This window comes from Rhizobium gallicum bv. gallicum R602sp (genome assembly GCF_000816845.1).
Classification (GTDB): domain Bacteria; phylum Pseudomonadota; class Alphaproteobacteria; order Rhizobiales; family Rhizobiaceae; genus Rhizobium; species Rhizobium gallicum.
On record NZ_CP006877.1, the window covers coordinates 222,134 to 239,687 of the forward strand.

Annotated in this window: 19 protein-coding genes; 11 read left to right on the forward strand and 8 right to left on the reverse strand. The window is 59.8% G+C overall.

The window, feature by feature from the left end; translation table 11 throughout:
- Nucleotide 1 precedes the first annotated feature (1 nt).
- On the forward strand, nucleotides 2-1,309 hold the full coding sequence (gene deoA / locus RGR602_RS01065; protein ID WP_039843560.1) for a thymidine phosphorylase: 1,308 nt from the start codon (nucleotides 2-4) through the stop codon (nucleotides 1,307-1,309).
- Here deoA and RGR602_RS01070 read toward each other — a convergent pair whose 3' ends face one another.
- From RGR602_RS01070 to RGR602_RS01100, 7 genes are all read right to left on the reverse strand, one after another.
- A complete protein-coding gene (locus RGR602_RS01070; protein WP_039843561.1) occupies nucleotides 1,310-1,846 on the reverse strand; it encodes a TIGR02281 family clan AA aspartic protease in 537 nt (178 codons plus the stop codon). It lies immediately after the preceding gene.
- A 161-nt stretch (nucleotides 1,847-2,007) separates the two neighbouring features.
- The gene (upp, locus tag RGR602_RS01075) at nucleotides 2,008-2,637 is read right to left on the reverse strand and encodes a uracil phosphoribosyltransferase (RefSeq protein ID WP_022713305.1); all 630 of its coding nucleotides are present in this window, start codon (nucleotides 2,635-2,637) and stop codon (nucleotides 2,008-2,010) included.
- A gap of 108 nt (nucleotides 2,638-2,745) precedes the next feature.
- Nucleotides 2,746-3,714: an adenosine deaminase gene (locus RGR602_RS01080; RefSeq protein WP_039843562.1), complete on the reverse strand. Its 969-nt coding sequence runs from the start codon at nucleotides 3,712-3,714 to the stop codon at nucleotides 2,746-2,748.
- Nucleotides 3,711-4,931 (reverse strand): phosphopentomutase, encoded by a 1,221-nt coding sequence (locus tag RGR602_RS01085; RefSeq protein ID WP_039843563.1) that lies wholly within the window; start codon nucleotides 4,929-4,931, stop codon nucleotides 3,711-3,713. Before RGR602_RS01085 ends, RGR602_RS01080 begins: the two co-directional genes overlap by 4 nt.
- A 91-nt stretch (nucleotides 4,932-5,022) precedes the next feature.
- Nucleotides 5,023-5,607: a TadE/TadG family type IV pilus assembly protein gene (locus RGR602_RS01090; protein ID WP_039843564.1), complete on the reverse strand. Its 585-nt coding sequence runs from the start codon at nucleotides 5,605-5,607 to the stop codon at nucleotides 5,023-5,025.
- Nucleotides 5,607-6,248 (reverse strand): TadE/TadG family type IV pilus assembly protein, encoded by a 642-nt coding sequence (locus tag RGR602_RS01095; protein WP_039843565.1) that lies wholly within the window; start codon nucleotides 6,246-6,248, stop codon nucleotides 5,607-5,609. The genes RGR602_RS01090 and RGR602_RS01095 overlap by 1 nt, the downstream gene beginning before the upstream one ends.
- A 75-nt stretch (nucleotides 6,249-6,323) precedes the next feature.
- On the reverse strand, nucleotides 6,324-6,737 hold the full coding sequence (locus RGR602_RS01100) for a pilus assembly protein N-terminal domain-containing protein (RefSeq protein WP_039843566.1): 414 nt from the start codon (nucleotides 6,735-6,737) through the stop codon (nucleotides 6,324-6,326).
- Between the two features lie 415 nt (nucleotides 6,738-7,152).
- Here RGR602_RS01100 and RGR602_RS01105 point away from each other — a divergent pair, with 415 nt between their 5' ends.
- The 10 genes from RGR602_RS01105 to RGR602_RS01150 all read left to right on the forward strand — a co-directional run bounded on the left by RGR602_RS01105 (nucleotide 7,153) and on the right by RGR602_RS01150 (nucleotide 16,696).
- Nucleotides 7,153-7,350, forward strand: a complete 198-nt coding sequence (locus RGR602_RS01105) for a Flp family type IVb pilin (protein WP_039843567.1) — start codon at nucleotides 7,153-7,155, stop codon at nucleotides 7,348-7,350.
- A gap of 83 nt (nucleotides 7,351-7,433) precedes the next feature.
- Nucleotides 7,434-7,946: an A24 family peptidase gene (locus RGR602_RS01110; RefSeq protein WP_039843568.1), complete on the forward strand. Its 513-nt coding sequence runs from the start codon at nucleotides 7,434-7,436 to the stop codon at nucleotides 7,944-7,946.
- A gap of 110 nt (nucleotides 7,947-8,056) precedes the next feature.
- Nucleotides 8,057-8,869, forward strand: coding sequence for a Flp pilus assembly protein CpaB (gene cpaB, locus RGR602_RS01115; RefSeq protein WP_039843569.1), 813 nt, complete (start codon nucleotides 8,057-8,059; stop codon nucleotides 8,867-8,869).
- A gap of 10 nt (nucleotides 8,870-8,879) precedes the next feature.
- The gene (locus RGR602_RS01120) at nucleotides 8,880-10,385 is read left to right on the forward strand and encodes a type II and III secretion system protein family protein (protein WP_039843570.1); all 1,506 of its coding nucleotides are present in this window, start codon (nucleotides 8,880-8,882) and stop codon (nucleotides 10,383-10,385) included.
- A complete protein-coding gene (locus RGR602_RS01125) occupies nucleotides 10,382-11,119 on the forward strand; it encodes a CpaD family pilus assembly protein (protein ID WP_039843571.1) in 738 nt (245 codons plus the stop codon). Before RGR602_RS01120 ends, RGR602_RS01125 begins: the two co-directional genes overlap by 4 nt.
- A gap of 19 nt (nucleotides 11,120-11,138) precedes the next feature.
- Entirely contained in the window at nucleotides 11,139-12,419 is a 1,281-nt protein-coding gene (locus tag RGR602_RS01130; protein WP_039843572.1) for an AAA family ATPase, read from the forward strand.
- 30 nt (nucleotides 12,420-12,449) lie between these two features.
- The gene (locus RGR602_RS01135; RefSeq protein ID WP_039843573.1) at nucleotides 12,450-13,925 is read left to right on the forward strand and encodes a CpaF family protein; all 1,476 of its coding nucleotides are present in this window, start codon (nucleotides 12,450-12,452) and stop codon (nucleotides 13,923-13,925) included.
- Nucleotides 13,925-14,932, forward strand: a complete 1,008-nt coding sequence (locus RGR602_RS01140) for a type II secretion system F family protein (protein ID WP_039843574.1) — start codon at nucleotides 13,925-13,927, stop codon at nucleotides 14,930-14,932. The genes RGR602_RS01135 and RGR602_RS01140 overlap by 1 nt, the downstream gene beginning before the upstream one ends.
- A gap of 15 nt (nucleotides 14,933-14,947) precedes the next feature.
- Nucleotides 14,948-15,931, forward strand: coding sequence for a type II secretion system F family protein (locus tag RGR602_RS01145; protein WP_039843575.1), 984 nt, complete (start codon nucleotides 14,948-14,950; stop codon nucleotides 15,929-15,931).
- Nucleotides 15,932-16,063: 132 nt separating this feature from the next.
- A complete protein-coding gene (locus RGR602_RS01150; RefSeq protein ID WP_039843576.1) occupies nucleotides 16,064-16,696 on the forward strand; it encodes a LysE family translocator in 633 nt (210 codons plus the stop codon).
- A 7-nt stretch (nucleotides 16,697-16,703) separates the two neighbouring features.
- Here RGR602_RS01150 and RGR602_RS01155 read toward each other — a convergent pair whose 3' ends face one another.
- Complete coding sequence (locus RGR602_RS01155; protein ID WP_039843577.1) at nucleotides 16,704-17,528, reverse strand: tetratricopeptide repeat protein; 825 nt, start codon at nucleotides 17,526-17,528, stop codon at nucleotides 16,704-16,706.
- Nucleotides 17,529-17,554 lie beyond the last annotated feature (26 nt).

A 17,554-nucleotide genomic window follows, 5' to 3' on the forward strand; every position in this document is an offset into this window, starting at 1 on the left:
CATGATCCCGCAGGAGATCATCCGGCAAAAGCGGGATGGCGGTGCCCTTTCCACGGCTGAGATTCAGTCGTTCGTTGAGGCCCTTTCCGCCGGTGAGTTGTCAGAGGGTCAGATCGGTGCCTTTGCGATGGCCGTCTGGTTCAAGGGCATGTCGCGCGGGGAGGTCGTCGCGCTGACGCTCGCCATGGCGCGCTCCGGCGACATGCTGACGTGGCCCGGGATCGATCATCCGATCGCCGACAAGCATTCGACCGGCGGCGTCGGCGATAACGTTTCGCTGATGCTGGCGCCGATTGCGGCTGCTTGCGGGCTTGCGGTACCGATGATCTCGGGCCGCGGCCTCGGCCACACCGGCGGAACGCTTGACAAGTTGGAATCCATTCCAGGCTATCAAATCACGCCGGATGCTGCTCATTTCCGCAACGTCGTCAACGAAGCCGGCTGCGCCATCATCGGACAGACGGGCTCTCTGGCGCCTGCCGACGGCAAACTATACGCCGTGCGTGATGTTACGGCGACGGTCGATTCCATTCCGCTGATCACCGCATCCATTCTCTCCAAGAAACTCGCCGCCGGGCTTCAGACCTTGGTGCTCGACGTGAAAACCGGCAACGGCGCCTTTATGGCAGATCACGGGCAGGCAAAGCTTTTGGCGCAATCTCTGGTGGACGTGGCAAATGGGGCAGGGATCAAGACCTCCGCGTTGATCACCGATATGAACCAGCCGCTGGCGGACGCAGCGGGCAACGCCGTGGAGATATGGAACTGCCTGGATTTCCTGGCCGGCAGAAAAGCTGGAACCCGGCTCGAGGCCGTCGTTGTGGCCTTCGCAGCCGAGATGCTGGTGAGCTCAGGCATTTGCCAGTCTCTGAAAAATGGCGAAGTGAAAGCCCGCGAAGCGCTGACGTCTGGTAAGGCGGCGGAGGTTTTTGCCCGCATGGTGCATATGCTGGGCGGCCCGGTGGATTTTGTCGAAAAGCCCGCAAAATATCTGGTGAAAGCGCCGATCGAAATGCCGGTTCTCGCAAGTGAGAGCGGATGGCTTTCAGCTTGCAATGCGCGCGAGGTCGGCATGGCCGTTATTAATCTCGGCGGCGGGCGGCGCGGTCCGGCAGACAAGATCGACCATCGGGTCGGCTTTGCCGCTCTCTTGCCGCTCGGCACGCGCGTCGAGAAGGGCGATAGGCTCGCGATCGTGCATGCTGCAAGCGAGGCGGCGGCACAAAAGGCAGCAGCCTCGATCGCGTCAAGCTACCGCATCTGCGGCAACGCGCCTTCGCTGCCGCCTGTTATATCCGGCCGCATTTGATTATTGCTTCAGCTTCAGTGAGCCGTCGGCAACGGAATAAGACTCGAGTTTTTTCAGGAAACTCATGCCGACCAGGGTCGTCGAAAGCGCATCATCCTTGAGCACGAAGGCTTCCACGCCTTGCACGCGGATGCCGCCGATCTCCATGCGATCGAGCGTGACATGTGCGGCCTTGGTCTGGCCGTTTGCTGTGTTCACGGCATGCCGGAAATCGAGTTGATTGGCACTGTAGCCGAGACGGCGGGCAAGGCTTTCGTTCAGCGCCACATAGGTCGCGCCCGTATCGATCAGGCCCTTCACGGGTCTGCCGTTGATCTTGAAGTCGCCTGTATAGTGCCCCTGCGCATTGGCCTGAAGGCGCATGCGGCCGTTACCGGGAACCGGCGCGGGTGTCATAGGCTGGTCGGTCGCGGTTGAGACGATGTTGGCCGAAGCGGTCTCGGTAGCCGGCTGACCGCCGTTGCCTTCGAAGAAGGAGGGGACTTGCGTGGCGAGCGCGGCGATAATGCTCGCGAAAATGACGATACGCATGAGCATGAACAGAAATCCTGCCTGTATAAACCACGCCTCATGCGGGCTTGAGTCTTCAAGATCGCTACGCCGCAATTGCTGACAAGTCGCTAATGGCGAAGTTAAAAAGGCCCGGATTATTGCTCCGGGCCTTCGATATCTTTGGATTTGGTAAAGGAAAGCTGAAGTTACTTCGTGCCGTACATGCGGTCGCCTGCATCGCCAAGTCCGGGCATGATATAGCCCTTTTCGTTCAGATGGCTGTCGATCGCTGCCGTAAAGACCGGCACATCGGGATGCGCTGAACGGAAATTCTTGATGCCTTCGGGAGCCGCGAGCAGGCAGAGGAAGCGGATATTGTGTGCGCCACGTTCCTTCAGCTTGTCGATCGCGGCAATCGAGGAATTGCCGGTCGCGAGCATCGGGTCGACGACGATGATGAGACGCTCTGCCACGTCCTCCGGCGCCTTGAAGTAATATTCCACAGGCTGCAGCGTCTCGTGATCGCGATAGACGCCGATATGGGAAACGCGGGCAGAAGGCACGAGATCGAGCATGCCTTCGAGCAGCCCATTGCCGGCGCGCAGGATCGAGGCGAAGACGAGTTTCTTGCCCTCCAGGATCGGCGATTCCATTGTCTGCAGCGGCGTTTCGATGGTTTCCATCGTCAGTTCGAGATCGCGCGTCACCTCGTAGCAGAGGAGCGTCGAAATCTCGCGGAGCAGCCGGCGGAAACTGCCAGTCGATGTCTCCTTGCGCCGCATGATGGTGAGTTTGTGCTGCACAAGCGGGTGATCGATGACGATGACGCCTTCCATGGCCTGGCCTTCCTTAAATTGTTCTTATGGGACGTTTCTTTCATGGAAAGCGCCTCAACTGCAAGAGTGGAGGCGATTTTCAGGGCATGATCTTCAAGCCCCGGTGGTTCAAAGGCGGGCGAGCAGCGCCATGCGGGTTGTTTCATCGACGAAAGCCGCTTCGATGCCGGTCCGCGTCAGCTCGTTGATTTCGCTGTCGCTGAAACCGAACGCCTCGGCGGCGAGCTCATACTCGCGCTTCAATGAAGTATGAAAAAAGGGCGGATCGTCTGAACTGATCGTCACGCGAACGCCGGTTTCCTTGAACGTGCGCAGTGGGTGCGAAGCGAAATCGGGAAAGACGTTCAGCGCAATATTGGAGCCAGGGCAAACCTCAAGAACGGTGCCGAGATCGGCAAGCCGCCTGACGAGGTCCGCGTCCTCGATCGCACGAACGCCATGCCCGATGCGCGATGGACGCACGACGTCGAGCGCATCGGAAACGCTGAAGGCGCCACAGACTTCGCCGGCATGAATGGTGAGGCCAAGACCGGCGTCGCGGGCGATATCGAAGGCGCGGGCATAATCGGCAACCCGCCCCATGCGCTCCTCTCCGGCCAAGTTGAAGCCGGTGATCAGCGGGTTGTTGGCCTTGGCCGCGTATTTCGCAGCCGCGATCACGCGCTCAGGCCCGAAATGCCGCTCGCCGGTGACGATCAGCCGCGCTTCGATGCCACTTTTTGCCCTGGCCTGGCGAATGCCTTCGCAGATGCCGGCGATGTAGGCGTCTGCACCAAGCCCGATACGCTCGCCGTGGTCTGGTGAAACGATAAGTTCGCTATAGATCGTACCGATCCCCGCGAGCTCCTGCAGATAGGTCTCGGTAAGTAGCGCATAGTCCTCGTCGGTCTTGTAGACCTCGGAAACCTTGTCGTAGCATTCGAGGAAGCTCGCAAAATCATGCCAGACATATGTTCCGTCGCGGAGATAGGCGCTGATGTCGGTATTGTATTTTCGCGCCTGGGCTCCGGTCAGCGCCGGAGGTGCCGCACCCTCCAGATGGCAGTGCAGCTCGACCTTCTTCAAATGTGACGTCACAGAAAGCTTCTCCCATGCTGCCCGGCGGCGATGCCGAGATGTCGGGCAACCGTCTCGCCGATATCGGCATATGTGCTGCGAATGCCGATATTGCGAGACTTCAGCCCCGGACCGTAAGCGATGATCGGCACGCGTTCTCGTGTATGATCCGTGCCGCGCCAGGTTGGATCGCAGCCGTGGTCGGCCGTAAGGATGACAAGATCGCCGGGGGCAAGCTTGCGGTGCACGTCCGGCAGCCGCGCGTCGAAGGCTTCGAGCGCGGCGGCATAGCCAGGCACATCGCGCCGGTGGCCATAGATCATGTCGAAATCGACAAAATTGGTGAAGACGAGGTCGCCGTCGTTCGCCTCTTCCATGGCAGCAAGCGACGCGTCCATCAGTGCGTCGTTGCCGTTGGCCTTGATGACCCTTGAAACACCCTGATGCGCGAAGATATCGCCGATCTTGCCGATGGCATGAACCTTGCGTTCCGCCTTGACGAGACGATCGAGCAGCGTCGGCTCCGGCGGTGGCACCGAGAAATCGCGGCGATTGCCGGTGCGCTCGAATGTTGAGGAAGTTTCGCCCATGAAGGGCCGGGCGATCACCCGGCCTATGTTGTGGCTGTCGAGGAGTGCGCGGGCGATGCGGCAAAAGCCGAGCAGCCGGTCGAGACCAAAATGCGTCTCATGTGCCGCGACCTGAAAGACAGAGTCGGACGAGGTGTAGCAGATCGGCTTGCCGCTGCGGATATGCTCCTCGCCGAGCCGGGCGATGATTGCCGTGCCAGAGGCGTGGCAATTGCCGAGAATGCCGGGAACCTCCGCCGCGTTGCAGAGCGCCTCGATAAATTGCGACGGGAAAGCCTCGCCTTCCGTGGGGAAATAACCCCAATCGAATGTCACCGGCGTTCCCGCGATTTCCCAATGGCCCGACGGCGTATCCTTGCCACGGGAGATCTCATTGGCGCAGCCATGAATGCCGTAGACTTTATCTGGAACCGGCATGCCGGCTGGAGCGCGCCCGGTCGCGGTCTTGGCAATCTGCATCAGGCCGAGGGCCGACAAATTGGGAAGCGAAAGCGGGCCGGACCGCAAGCCTTGCCGGTCGGCAGCGCCGGCCGCGCAAAATTCCGCGATATGGCCAAGCGTATCCGAACCCTCGTCGCCATAGTGCGCCGCGTCCGGCCCGCCGCCGACGCCGAAGGAATCAAGAACGAAGAGAAATGCACGGGCCATCGCAAACCATCAAGCTGGGCGGCCGAAAAGCCGCAATTCTGCTCAGGCATATAATGCTGCCGCAGGCTTGGCAAATTTCAACGGAACGCGATCAACAATCGCCGCAGGCAACATTGTCGCCCTGCCGCTGGCGGTAATAGTAGGTGCGGCGGATGGTGAGTTCCTGCATGTCGCCTGGAAGAAAATCGGGGCCGAATGCGAACAGCTTATAGGGGATGCTGAGATCGGCCCGCACGAGAAAGCTATCTGCCTTCTGCATGTCGGCCGGAACGCCCGTAACGGTGGAATTTGCCGCGTAGGGCGCCGTCGTCGCGTCGTTTGCCCAGGACCACAGAACCTTGGCATTGGCACCGGCATCGATGGTGATGCCGGTCACTTTGATCTGCATGCCGGTCGTTTCGAAAGGCGCGAAAATCGCGCCGGCAAGAGAACTGATATCGCTCAGCGAACCCCTGGTCACATTCTGCTGCTGCGTGATCAGGTCGGCGATCGAGCCGGCAGCGCGGCTGGTGCGTTTGCTGACGTTCAGTCCGATCGTGATCTCGAAGGCGCCGATATAGAGCATCACCAGGACGGGAAAGAGGATGGCGAATTCGATTGCGCCCACGCCGCTGCGATCGCGCCCGAGCCGGACGAGCTTTTCTTTCAACCGCATCAGGGTTCCGCTCGCCGCCATCAGTATTGCTCGTTCTGGAAGGCGGCTGTGGCGACGATAAGGTAGTCGTTCAGCCTCGATCCGTCGGCGGTACGGTATGGGGTGATATAGGGCCGGACAAGATCGGTGACGACCTGCCAGTGGTAGTAGGCGCGAACCATGTTGATCGAGCTTGAGCCGCCGGGTGAATATTGCATCCCTGTCGTATCGAGGCCCGTCGCATTCATCGGAATGGTGGCGGGAATATCGGAGAATTTGCTGAATGTGCGGACATCGAGCCAAAGTTTGTTCGGCGTGGCGACCTCGGTGGCGGAGCACTGGATCAGGATCGACACTTCCTCGCAAAAGGTCTGCCGGAATGCCGTCCGGTCCTTATAGGTTGTCTGCCCGACGACATTGGTGATCTGCCCGGTCCGCAGCTTGCGGCTCATGGTGTCGACGGCGTTGGAGACCAGTTCTTCCGCGGCAAAGGCGATGAAGGTCTCCAGGATTGCGAAGATCACCATGAAATAGGGAATGGCAAGCAGCGCAAATTCTATCGCTGCCGATCCGTCGCGCGAGCGCGCAAAAGCCCGCCATCCACCCCGCCTGCCGGGCGGCATGGAGGTTCGATCTGCCTGGTGATCATTGGCCGCGACGGCGCCATCCGATGGAACGTTCATAAAGCGATCGTAAAGTGCGTTCGTTGATTTTCCGTTTCAGGGCGGGTCAACAATTTAACGGATGACGATCCCGCGTCAGCCTCCGGCATCTGCCGCATTGTCCTGCTGCGTGTGTTGTTCGCAGTTCGGCGTGCAGGAAAGGACCGAGCGATCGGTCTGCCGGTAGACGCGAACCGTGTTGCCTTCGTCGATGGAAACGAGGACCGTCTCGTCGAGTATCGCATTGCCATCGGCATCGAGCAGCACCAGATTGGTCGTCCCGAAACTGCGTCCCGTCAGCACGATCGTTTTTGGATCGGCAACGGTGGCGTCGGCAACCTTGGAATTGCCGATGATCACTTTGCTGGCTGGCCGGTCGAGCTTCAAAACACGCGCGTGATCCATATAGACGCGCAGCACGTCTTCCTCGGCGCGCCCGGGAGCCTGGAGCCCGCAAAGCACGAGGATGGCTGCCGCGGTAAAGGAGATAGTTTTGCCGCTCGATGGCATAGCGTTCTCTTTTATTGGGATCCGGATCAGAGTCCGGGAGAAATCTCAAGATAGAATGGAGAAAAATGGTGAATGATGCCTTAAGAATCGCCGGCCCTGCCTGGTGATGGCACGTGTTTCTCCAATTTGGGTCAGGCAAGGGGGATTTCCCGGGGCATAGTGATCTGTAATGGCGCAGCCGATGTAATGTTTTGGTGCATCCCTAAGATCGGTGTTTTATGAGATCCGCAATATAGATAAAATTGAATATATCCAAGTAACGCAATACTTACCATGGAAGTTTCTACTTTAGCATTTACGATCTGGTAACCCTCTTCTTTAAGCCGATTGAAACAGCCCCTCGCTAGGTTGTGGCATCCGATCAACGGCAACAGTTGGCGGACGTGCTGAACCTCAACTGGAGTTAGGAGTAACCATGACCAAGCTTTTTAGCCGTTTTCTGAAGGACGAATCCGGCGCGACCGCAATCGAATACGGCCTGATCGCAGCGCTGATTTCCGTAGCGCTCATCGCCGGCGCCACCAGCCTCGGCGGCAAGATCAATGCCACGTTCAACAGCCTTGCGACGACCATGAACGGTGCTGCCGCAAAGGGCAACGTCGCCATCCCGTGATGGTTGCCGGTGGCAATGAGTGATGAAATCAGGCTCACAGCTCGAAGCGGTGAGCCTTTTCATATTTCGCACAGGAGGCGCGGATGACCGCAGCAGCAATTTTTGTGGTTTTCCCTCTCTGCCTCGCGATCGCGGCATTCTCTGATCTGTTCACCATGACAATCCCGAACCGTGTACCGCTTATTCTCGTCATTTCATTTCTGATCGTTGCGCCGCTTTCCGGGATGTCAGTTCCGGTGATCGGCATGCATCTTTCTGCAGGTCTCGTCGTGTTATGCGCCTGTTTCGCGCTCTTTGCCTTGAATACAATGGGCGGAGGGGACGCGAAGCTTCTCAGCGCTGCTACGCTCTGGTTCGGCTTCGATCAAAGCTTGATCTTCTTTATTGGCTGCGTCGGCGTGATCGGCGGTTTTCTTACGCTGTTCATTTTGATGATACGTTCGCAGTCCAATACGATCCTTGCTATCGGTCTGCCTCTTCCGAATTCACTCCTGCTCGCAAAGAAGATTCCTTATGGCATCGCAATCGCGATTGGCGGCTTCATGGCGTTCCCGTACTCGCCGATGCTGATTAATGCGCTGGAAACGTTGAAATAGCGGCGGTTTAAACGTCCGTTAACTTAAAATGTAAGTGTTCCGTTAACTATAATTACACCAATTCCTGAGCATTCTTCGGGGTGAACATGCCGTCTCCCGAGGACCGAATAATGAAGCCCGCTCGTTTGATGATACTTTCAGTGGCCGTCGTTGCCGCTGGGCTCGCCGGTTTTCTGGCGATGAAGCTTGCCGGGCGGGGCGGCGTCGTCACCCAGGTGCAATCGGTCGTCGAAAAGGAACCGACGGTCAATGTGCTGGTCTCGAGCGCCAATCTACCGGTCGGCGCCCGCATTGACGACAAGGCGGTTCATTGGATGCCTTGGCCGCGGGGCGCTGTCGTACAAGGCTTCATCACCGAAGCCGACAAGCCGGATGCGGTCAAGGATATGCTGGGCGCGGTGGTCCGCCTGCCGATCTTTGAAGGCGAGCCGATCCGCCCCGAAAAAATCGCCGATTCCAACAGCCGTATACTCTCCGCACTTCTGCCGGCCGGCAAGCGCGCCGTCGCAACGGAAATCTCGGTCGCGACCGGCGCCGGCGGCTTCATCCTTCCGAACGACCGTGTCGACGTCATCATGGTCCGCAGGGCGCAGGGAAGCGACAAGTTCCTGACCGAGGCCGTGCTGAGCAATGTCCGCGTTCTCGCCATCGATCAGCAGATCCAAGAAAAAGACGATGGTTCCAAGGCTGTAGTAGGCACCACGGCGACGCTGGAACTGACGCCCGATCAAACCAAGGTTCTAACTGTCGCGCAACAGATGGCCGACAAGCTGTCGCTGGCATTGCGTTCCGTAGCCGACGCGCAGGAGCAGGATACGAGTGCCGCCGATTATCTCCTGAACGGAGACAATGGAAGCGCGCTGGTCCAGGTCATCAAGTCCGGTTCGATCGTCACAGATAGCAGTGCGCCAAAGGCCGAGTGAGGGGAATTTAATGGTCAACACAGTGCGGTGCACCAAGTCTTTCCTCGCAGGCTTCCTCACGCTGACGGTCGCCGTTTCAGGGCTGACGCCTCCCGCCTTCGCACCACTCGTTGGCGCAGGGATTGCGCATGCGCAATCGGAAGGCGTCATCCAGATCTCGCGGACCGGCCCCGGCGCCCACCGCCGGCTGAAACTCGGTCTCAACAAGGCACTCGTCGTCGACCTGCCCGAAGAAGCACATGATATCCTCGTCTCCGATCCGTCGATGGCAGATGCCGTAACGCGCACCTCGCGCCGCATCTACCTCTTCGGCAAGAAGGTCGGCCAAACGAACATCTTCATTTTCGGGAGCGATGGCCAGGAGGTCGTGAGCCTCGACATCGAAATCGAACGCGATGTCTCCGGTCTCGAGACGAACCTGAGGCGCTTCATCGTCGACTCCAATATCAAGGTCGAGATCGTGTCCGACAACATCGTGCTGACCGGCACAGTGCGCACGCCGCAGGATGCCAAGCAGGCCGCCGACCTTGCCCAGGCATTTCTGACGGGCGGCGAAGCGACGACGCGAACCGAGACGGCCGCCAGCAGCGCACAGCAGGGCGATGTCGCGATTTTCGCCGAGGCGCGCCAGGAATCGCAGGTCGTCAATCTGCTGCAGATTGAGGGCGAGGACCAGGTCACTCTCAAGGTGACGATCGCCGAAGTCCGTCGCGAAATCCTGAAACAGATCGGCTTCGACAATCTCGTATCGAATTCCTCTGGCATGACCGTGGCGCAGCTGGGTGTGCCTAATGTGGATGGCGCCGCTGCAACGGTTGGTGGCGGACTTGCAGCCCTCTTCAAGACCTCGATCGGCCGCTACGACATCTCCACTTATCTGAATGCGCTGGAACAGGCCAAAGTCGTCAGAACACTTGCCGAGCCTACGCTGACGGCGATTTCCGGTCAGGCTGCCACCTTCAATTCGGGTGGTCAGGTTCTCTATTCGACCACCGACAATGACGGAAACGTGACCGTGGTTCCTTACAACTACGGCATCAATCTGGCCTTCAAGCCGGTGGTGCTCTCCTCAGGACGCATCAGCCTTGAAATCGTGACGAATGTGTCCGAGCCTGCACCATCCGTCTCGGGTTCGCAGCCGACCTACCAGCGCCGTTCGGCCCAGACATCCGTCGAGCTTCCCTCCGGCGGCTCGATCGCCCTTGCCGGCCTGATCAGGGACAACGTTTCGCAGACATCGAACGGCACGCCGGGTGTGAACAAGATCCCCCTGTTGGGTACATTGTTCCGCCAGAGGACGGTGCAGCGAGAGGAAACCGAACTTGTCATTATCGCGACCCCCTATCTGGTACGGCCCGTCGCCCGCAACGAGCTTAACCGGCCGGATGACAATTTCAGTCCGGAACATGATGGTCAGGCGTTCCTCATGAACCGTGTCAACAAGGTTTATGGCCGCCGCGAAGCGCCGGTGGCAGACGCGCAATTCCACGGTTCCATTGGGTTTATCTACAAATGAGCGGCGCAGGATCGAAAACGATGAAACGATATGGTGACCGGGCGATGGCTCAAAGCGCGAAATCCACGATGCGGTGGGCCATGCTTGGCGCGGCCGTACTTGCGGGGACGATGATTTCTGGCTGCGCGGCTCCACGCGACAATCTGACAACTGGCGGTATCCCCGACGACTACCGCCAGCGCCATCCGATCGTGGTGGCCGAGGCCGAGCAGACGGTCGACATCCCTGTCGCCTCTACGGATCGGCGCTTGACGATTGCCCAGCGCGATATGATCCGCGGTTTTGCAGCCAATTATAGGTCCCGGGCTTCCGGCCCGGTTTATGTCATGACCCCGCAAGGCTCGCCAAATTCGGCTGCCGCAAGCCAGTTGCGGAACCAGGTGCGGGCCGAGCTCTCGAAGCGAGGGATACCGAGCTCGAAGATCGTCAATGCGAGTTATTCGGCAGCTCCTGGCGATGCAGCGCCGATCCGCCTCAGTTTCGTCGGCATCACAGCCATGACCACACAGTGCGGCCAATGGCCGAAGGATATCGGCGGCGGCTTCGACAACCAGAATTATTACAATTTCGGCTGCGCTACTCAGAACAATCTGGCCGCGCAGATCGCCAATCCGGAAGACCTGATTGCGCCACGTGGCATGACGCCGATCGATGCTGCGCGCCGCAATGACGCCATCACTGAATATCGCGAATACAGGACCGTCCTTGAACACGACAATTCAGGCACCTTCTAATGAGGAGCGGATCCAGCCGATGAGCCCGATCGAATACGAGATCAAGAACACGACGGAGCTCCAGCATGCGGAAGACGCCGTTCGCATGGGCGAGCTGGAAAATATGCGGCCGCTGCCGCGTATTTCCGTGCATGCTTTCTGCGAAAGTGAGGCGCTTCAGCGGGTGATGGAGCGTTGCGGCAACGACCGGCGGATGGCGAAGGTCAGCCTGCGGATCACCAGCGGCGGCATTGCGGCTGCTGCGAACATGTTCGCCAGCGCTCCGACCCCCAACCTGATCATCCTCGAAACCAAGGCCAATGCGGCAAGCCTGCTCTCAGAGCTTGCGCCGCTTGCGGCGGTCTGCGATCCGAGCACCAAGGTCGTTATCATCGGCTACTACAACGACATCGCGCTTTACCGCGAGCTGATCCGCAACGGCATTTCCGAATACATGGTCCAGCCGATCGCGATGCCGGACGTCATGATGGCCATGGCGTCGATTTTCGTCGACCCGGATTCCGAGCCGCTTGGCCGCAGCATTGCCTTCATCGGATCCAAGGGAGGCGCCGGCGCCTCGACGATCGCCCACAATTGCGCTTTCGGCATCTCCAATCTCTTCTCGACCGAGACGATCCTCGCCGATCTCGATCTGCCTTACGGAACGGCAAACATCGATTTCGACCAGGACCCGACGCAAGGGATCGCCGAGGCGGTCTTCGCTCCCGATCGGTTGGACGAGGTCTTTCTCGACCGATTGCTGACGAAATGTTCCGAACACCTGTCGCTGCTTGCAGCACCGTCGCTACTTGATCGGGCCTACGATTTCGATGGCCAGGCATTTCAGCCGGTCCTTGAAGTCCTACAGCGCAGTGCGCCGGTGACGGTGCTCGATGTTCCGCACGCCTGGTCGGAATGGACGCGCTCGGTCCTGGCTGCCGCCGATGAGGTCGTTATCTGCGCCGTTCCCGATCTTGCGAACCTGCGCAACGCAAAGAACATGCTCGATGCCCTGCGCAAGCTGCGCCCGAACGATAAGATGCCGCATCTGATCCTCAATCAGGTCGGCATGCCGAAGCGGCCGGAAATCGCTCCGTCCGATTTCTGCGAACCGCTCGAGATCGAGCCGATCGCGATCATTCCTTTCGATATCGGTCTGTTTGGCAATGCCGCCAATAGCGGTCGGATGATCTCGGAGATAGATCCGAAATCGCCAACCGCCGAAACCTTCTCGCAGCTGGCACACATCGTCACCGGCCGTGTGGCCATCAAGAAGGCGAAGCGCGGCGGGCTGATGGGGCTGCTGAAGCGCGCCAAGTAGTGACGAAAACGAGTAGATTGGATTTGTGGTATGTTCGGAAAACGCGGAAATGAAGGCTTCGGAAAGGGCGGTGCCGTAAGCGCACCGCCACCGCCGCCTGCCGCGGCGGCCCCTTCTTCCGCGCCCGCCGTGCTGGTCGAGCCGGCAAGAGAGCCTGGCCGGCCCCAGGTGACACCGCCACCGATGCAGTCCCCCCAGCGCCGGCGGCCGGCCCGCACCGATGAATATTACGACACCAAGGCGCAGGTCTTTTCGGCGCTGATCGATACGATCGACCTGTCCCAGCTTGCCAAGCTCGATGCCGAAAGCGCTCGCGAAGAAATTCGCGACATCGTCAACGATATCATCACCATCAAGAACTTCGCGATGTCGATATCCGAGCAGGAAGAGCTGCTCGAAGACATCTGCAACGATGTTCTCGGCTACGGCCCGCTGGAACCGCTGCTCGCGCGCGACGACATCGCCGACATCATGGTCAACGGCGCCGGCAAGACCTTCATCGAAGTCGGCGGCAAGACGGTCGAATCGGAAATTCGCTTCCGCGACAACGGCCAGCTTCTCTCGATCTGCCAGCGCATCGTCAGCCAGGTCGGCCGCCGCGTCGATGAATCGAGCCCGATCTGCGACGCCCGTCTTCCCGATGGTTCGCGTGTCAACGTCATCGCCCCGCCGCTCGCCATCGACGGCCCGGCGCTCACGATCCGTAAATTCAAGAAGGACAAGCTGACGCTCGATCAGCTCGTCCGCTTCGGCGCGATCACGCCTGAAGGCGCAACACTCTTGCAGATCATTGGCCGGGTGCGCTGCAACGTCGTGATCTCCGGTGGTACCGGTTCCGGCAAGACGACGCTCCTGAACTGCCTGACGAACTATATCGACAGAGACGAGCGCGTCATCACCTGCGAGGATACGGCGGAACTGCAGCTGCAGCAGCCGCATGTGGTCAGGCTCGAAACCCGCCCGCCGAACATCGAAGGCGAAGGCGAGATCACCATGCGTGATCTCGTCAAGAACTGCCTTCGCATGCGTCCGGAACGCATCATCGTCGGCGAAGTGCGCGGACCGGAGGTTTTCGACCTTCTGCAGGCGATGAATACCGGTCATGACGGCTCGATGGGAACGATCCACTCGAACTCGCCGCGCGAATGCCTGAGCCGTATCGAATCCATGATCGCCATGGGCGGCTACAGTCTTCCGGCAAAGACCGTTCGCGAAATCATCGCCGGCTCGATCGACGTCATCATTCAGGCAGCGCGTCTTCGCGACGGCTCGCGACGCATCACGGCGATCACCGAAGTGATCGGCATGGAAGGCGACGTGATCATCACCCAGGATCTGATGCGCTACGAGATCGAAGGCGAGGACGCTGGCGGCCGACTGATCGGCCGTCATTTGTCGACCGGTATCGGCAAGCCGAATTTTTGGGATCGCGCGCGCTACTACAACGAGGAAAAGCGCCTGGCCGCCGCCTTGGATGAGATGGAAGCAAAGTCGAAGGAAGTATGATGTTCGGTGTCGACCCGATAGTGCTCGCCATCATCGTGCTGGTCGCGGTCGCTGCGGGCGCGGTTTGCTATGGCCTGCTCTTCAGCCGTATGGAGACCGAGAAGAAAGCCGCCAATCGCGTCAACCGCGTCGCTTCAACCGAGACCGACCGGGTGAAGGTCAAGGCCGCACGGGACCGTGTCCAGGAAATGTCGAAACGCCGCAAGTCGGTGCAGGACAATCTCAAGGACCTCGAAAAGCGCCAGCAGGAAAACACAAAACGGAAATTGTCCCTGAAGTCCCGCCTGACCCAGGCGGGCTTTGCGGTCACGCCCGCCAAATTCTACATGTTCAGCGCGGCCTTCGGCCTGTTCCTGATGCTGATTGCGCTGCTTGCCGGCGCGCCGATGCTGGTCGTACTTGCGCTTCCGGTCGTTGCCGGCCTCGGCCTGCCACGATGGATCCTGGGCTTCCTGATAAAGCGCCGCCAGAACAAGTTCCTCGACGAATTTCCGAACGCGCTCGACGTCATCGTGCGTTCGATCAAATCCGGCCTGCCGCTGAACGACGCGATCCGCCTTATCGCAAACGAGGGCCGCGATCCGGTGAAAACCGAATTTCGCCGGGTCGTGGAATCGCAGCAGGTCGGCCTCAGTATTCCCGACGCCTGTGCTCGCATGACCAACTACATGCCGCTGCAGGAAGTAAGCTTCTTTGCGATCGTCATCGCCATTCAGTCGCAGGCCGGCGGCAATCTTTCCGAAGCGATCGGCAATCTTTCGAAGGTTCTCCGCGACCGCAAGAAGATGAAGGCCAAGGTGAAGGCGCTGTCGATGGAGGCCAAGGCTTCCGCCGTCATCATCGGCGCTTTGCCCTTTATCGTCGCCACGCTCGTCTACCTCACGTCACCGCAATACATGATGGTTCTGTTCACCGATCCGCGGGGGCACTTCATCATGGGTGCATCGGCGGTCTGGATGTCGATCGGCATCTTCGTCATGCGCAACATGGTCAATTTCGACATCTAGCCGGAGGCAAGCGTCATGTCAGCAGATCTTGCAGCGCGATTGACCGATCCGGCCATGCTGGTCGCGCTTCTTGTTGCGATCGCTGTCTTTGCGACCTTCTACACGATCGCCGTTCCCTTCTTCGAGCGCGGCGACCTGAACAAGCGCATGCGCGCTGTTTCGACGGAGCGTGATCAGATTCGCGCACGCGAGCGCGCCCGGATGAACACGGAGGCGGGAAACAAGGCGTCGCTTCGCAACCAAAACAATCGCTCTGTTCGCCAGATCGTCGAGCGCTTCAATCTGCGCAAAGCGCTGGTCGACGAAAACACGATGAACAAGCTGCGCGCAGCCGGCTACCGCTCGGAAAACGCTCTGAACACCTTCCTCGTCGCCCGCTTCCTTCTGCCCTTCGTTTTCCTTGCCCTCGCTGCCTTTTGGATTTTCGGTCTCGGCAATCTCGCAACCAAGCCTCTTCCTATCCGCCTGCTTGCTATGATCGGCACGGGCTATCTCGGTTTTTATGCGCCGAACATCTTTATCTCGAACCGCATGTCGAAGCGTCAGCATTCGATCAAGCGTGCCTGGCCGGATGCGCTCGACCTGATGCTGATTTGCGTCGAGTCCGGTATCTCGATCGAAGCCGCGATGCGCCGCGTGTCGGAAGAGCTCGGCGAACAGTCGCCGCCGCTTGCCGAAGAAATGGTGCTGACGACGGCCGAGCTTTCCTTCCTGCCGGACCGCCGTCAGGCGCTCGAAAACCTCGGCACGCGCACGCAGATCGATCTCGTGCGATCTGTCACCCAGGCCCTCATCCAGGCCGACCGTTACGGCACGCCGATTGCGCAGGCGCTGCGCGTTCTCGCACAGGAAGGCCGCGACGAGCGCATGAACGAGGCTGAAAAGAAGGCGGCTGCCCTGCCGCCGAAGCTGACCGTTCCGATGATTTTGTTCTTCCTTCCCGTACTCGTCGCCGTCATCCTCGGCCCGGCCGGCATCCAGGTCGCCGACAGGTTCTGATGCCGCTTGCAGGCGGGGCGGAAACCAGCTAGCCGTAGTTTCGCGTGACTGGCGAACGCGATCGAAGACCATCGGAAGCGCTGATGTGACCGCCGCTCGCCTGGCGTTTTTCGAAATCAGGAGCGAGCCTTCATGTCTTCTGCAGCCATCCTCACCAGCATTTTTGCAGCACTGATGGTCGGAGCGATGAGCCCCGGCCCGAGCTTCGTCGTCGTCTCCCGCATCGCCATTTCCCGCTCGCGCCTTGATGGCCTGGCAGCGGCACTCGGGATGGGTGTCGGCGGCGTCATGTTCGGCATTCTTGCGCTCGCAGGCCTGACGGCTTTGCTGACGCAATTCGCGTGGCTCTATCTGGTGCTGAAGTTTGCAGGCGGTGCCTATCTCGTCTATATCGCGTTTCGCATCTGGCAGGGCGCGAAGGCACCTCTGGAGGTGTCCGGTGCGGTCGAGGGCAGGGCGTCGCTCGGCCGCAGTTTCTCGATGGCGCTGCTGACGCAGCTCAGCAATCCGAAGACCATCATCGTCTATGCCAGCATATTCGCAGCGTTTCTGCCGAAAACCGTACCCGCAGGTGTCATGATCGGTCTGCCGATCGGAATCTTCGCGATTGAGGCCGGATGGTATTCGATCGTGGCGCTGGCTTTCTCCGCGCGCCGTCCACGCCAGGTCTATTTGGCCGCCAAACACTGGATCGACCGCGCTGCTGGGCTTGTCATGGGCGGGCTGGGTTTGCGCTTGATCTTCTCCGGCGCGATGCTTCGGTAGTCGGAGATCAGTTGGTGTTGCTTGCCGGCGCGCTGTCCTTCGCCGCGAGTTTCTGCCAGGAATTCTGCTGGGAAAGCATTGAACGCAAATAGGCGACGTTGGCGTCTGCCTGCTGCGGCGCGAGTTCGCGGCGGGCGATCTCTTCGGCCTCCGAAAAACGTCCCTGCAGGCCGACAGCAAGGGCGAGGTTCTGCCTGACGCGGCTATCGGCGCCCGGCTGGCTCGCCGCCTGCTTGAGATAGGTTTCGGCGGTCCTGAGATCGCCTGTCAGCACGTAGGACATGCCGAGATTTGAAAGCACGGAAGGCTCGTTCGGCATGATGTCCAGCGCATCGCGATAACGTGCTCGCGCATCGCTGGGCTTACCCATCTGGTCGAAAATCGCGCCCTGGGCAGAAATGAGCTTCCAGTCGGGCCGGTCCGGGGTTTGCGCCCGGCCGATCGTGTCGAGCGCTTGCTGGAACTGTCCTGCGGCTGCCTGGGCCTTGCCGTAGGCAGCCAGGACATTGCGGTCTTTGGGATTGGAAATCGCAACCTGCTGCATGACGGCAAGCGCCTGCGCGTCGCGCCCGGCCATGCGCAGCAGGTTGGCGTAGTTGACGCCGTTTACCGGATCGCGGGGATTTTTCTCGTAGGCCTGCCCGACCCGGTCCGTCATTGCGTGAAGCTCGTTCGCATCCATGGTTTCGACGGGCTTTGTCAGCTTCGGCACCGAACCCGTCGTCATCTTGTCCTTGGTCGTCGAGCAACCGGCGAGCGCGGTGACCACCAGCGCTGCGGTGACGCACTGGAAAATACGGTTCTTGAATGGATGGATGGCGGGGAGAGGCATTGCGCTTTCCTGAATTCAGAAACTGG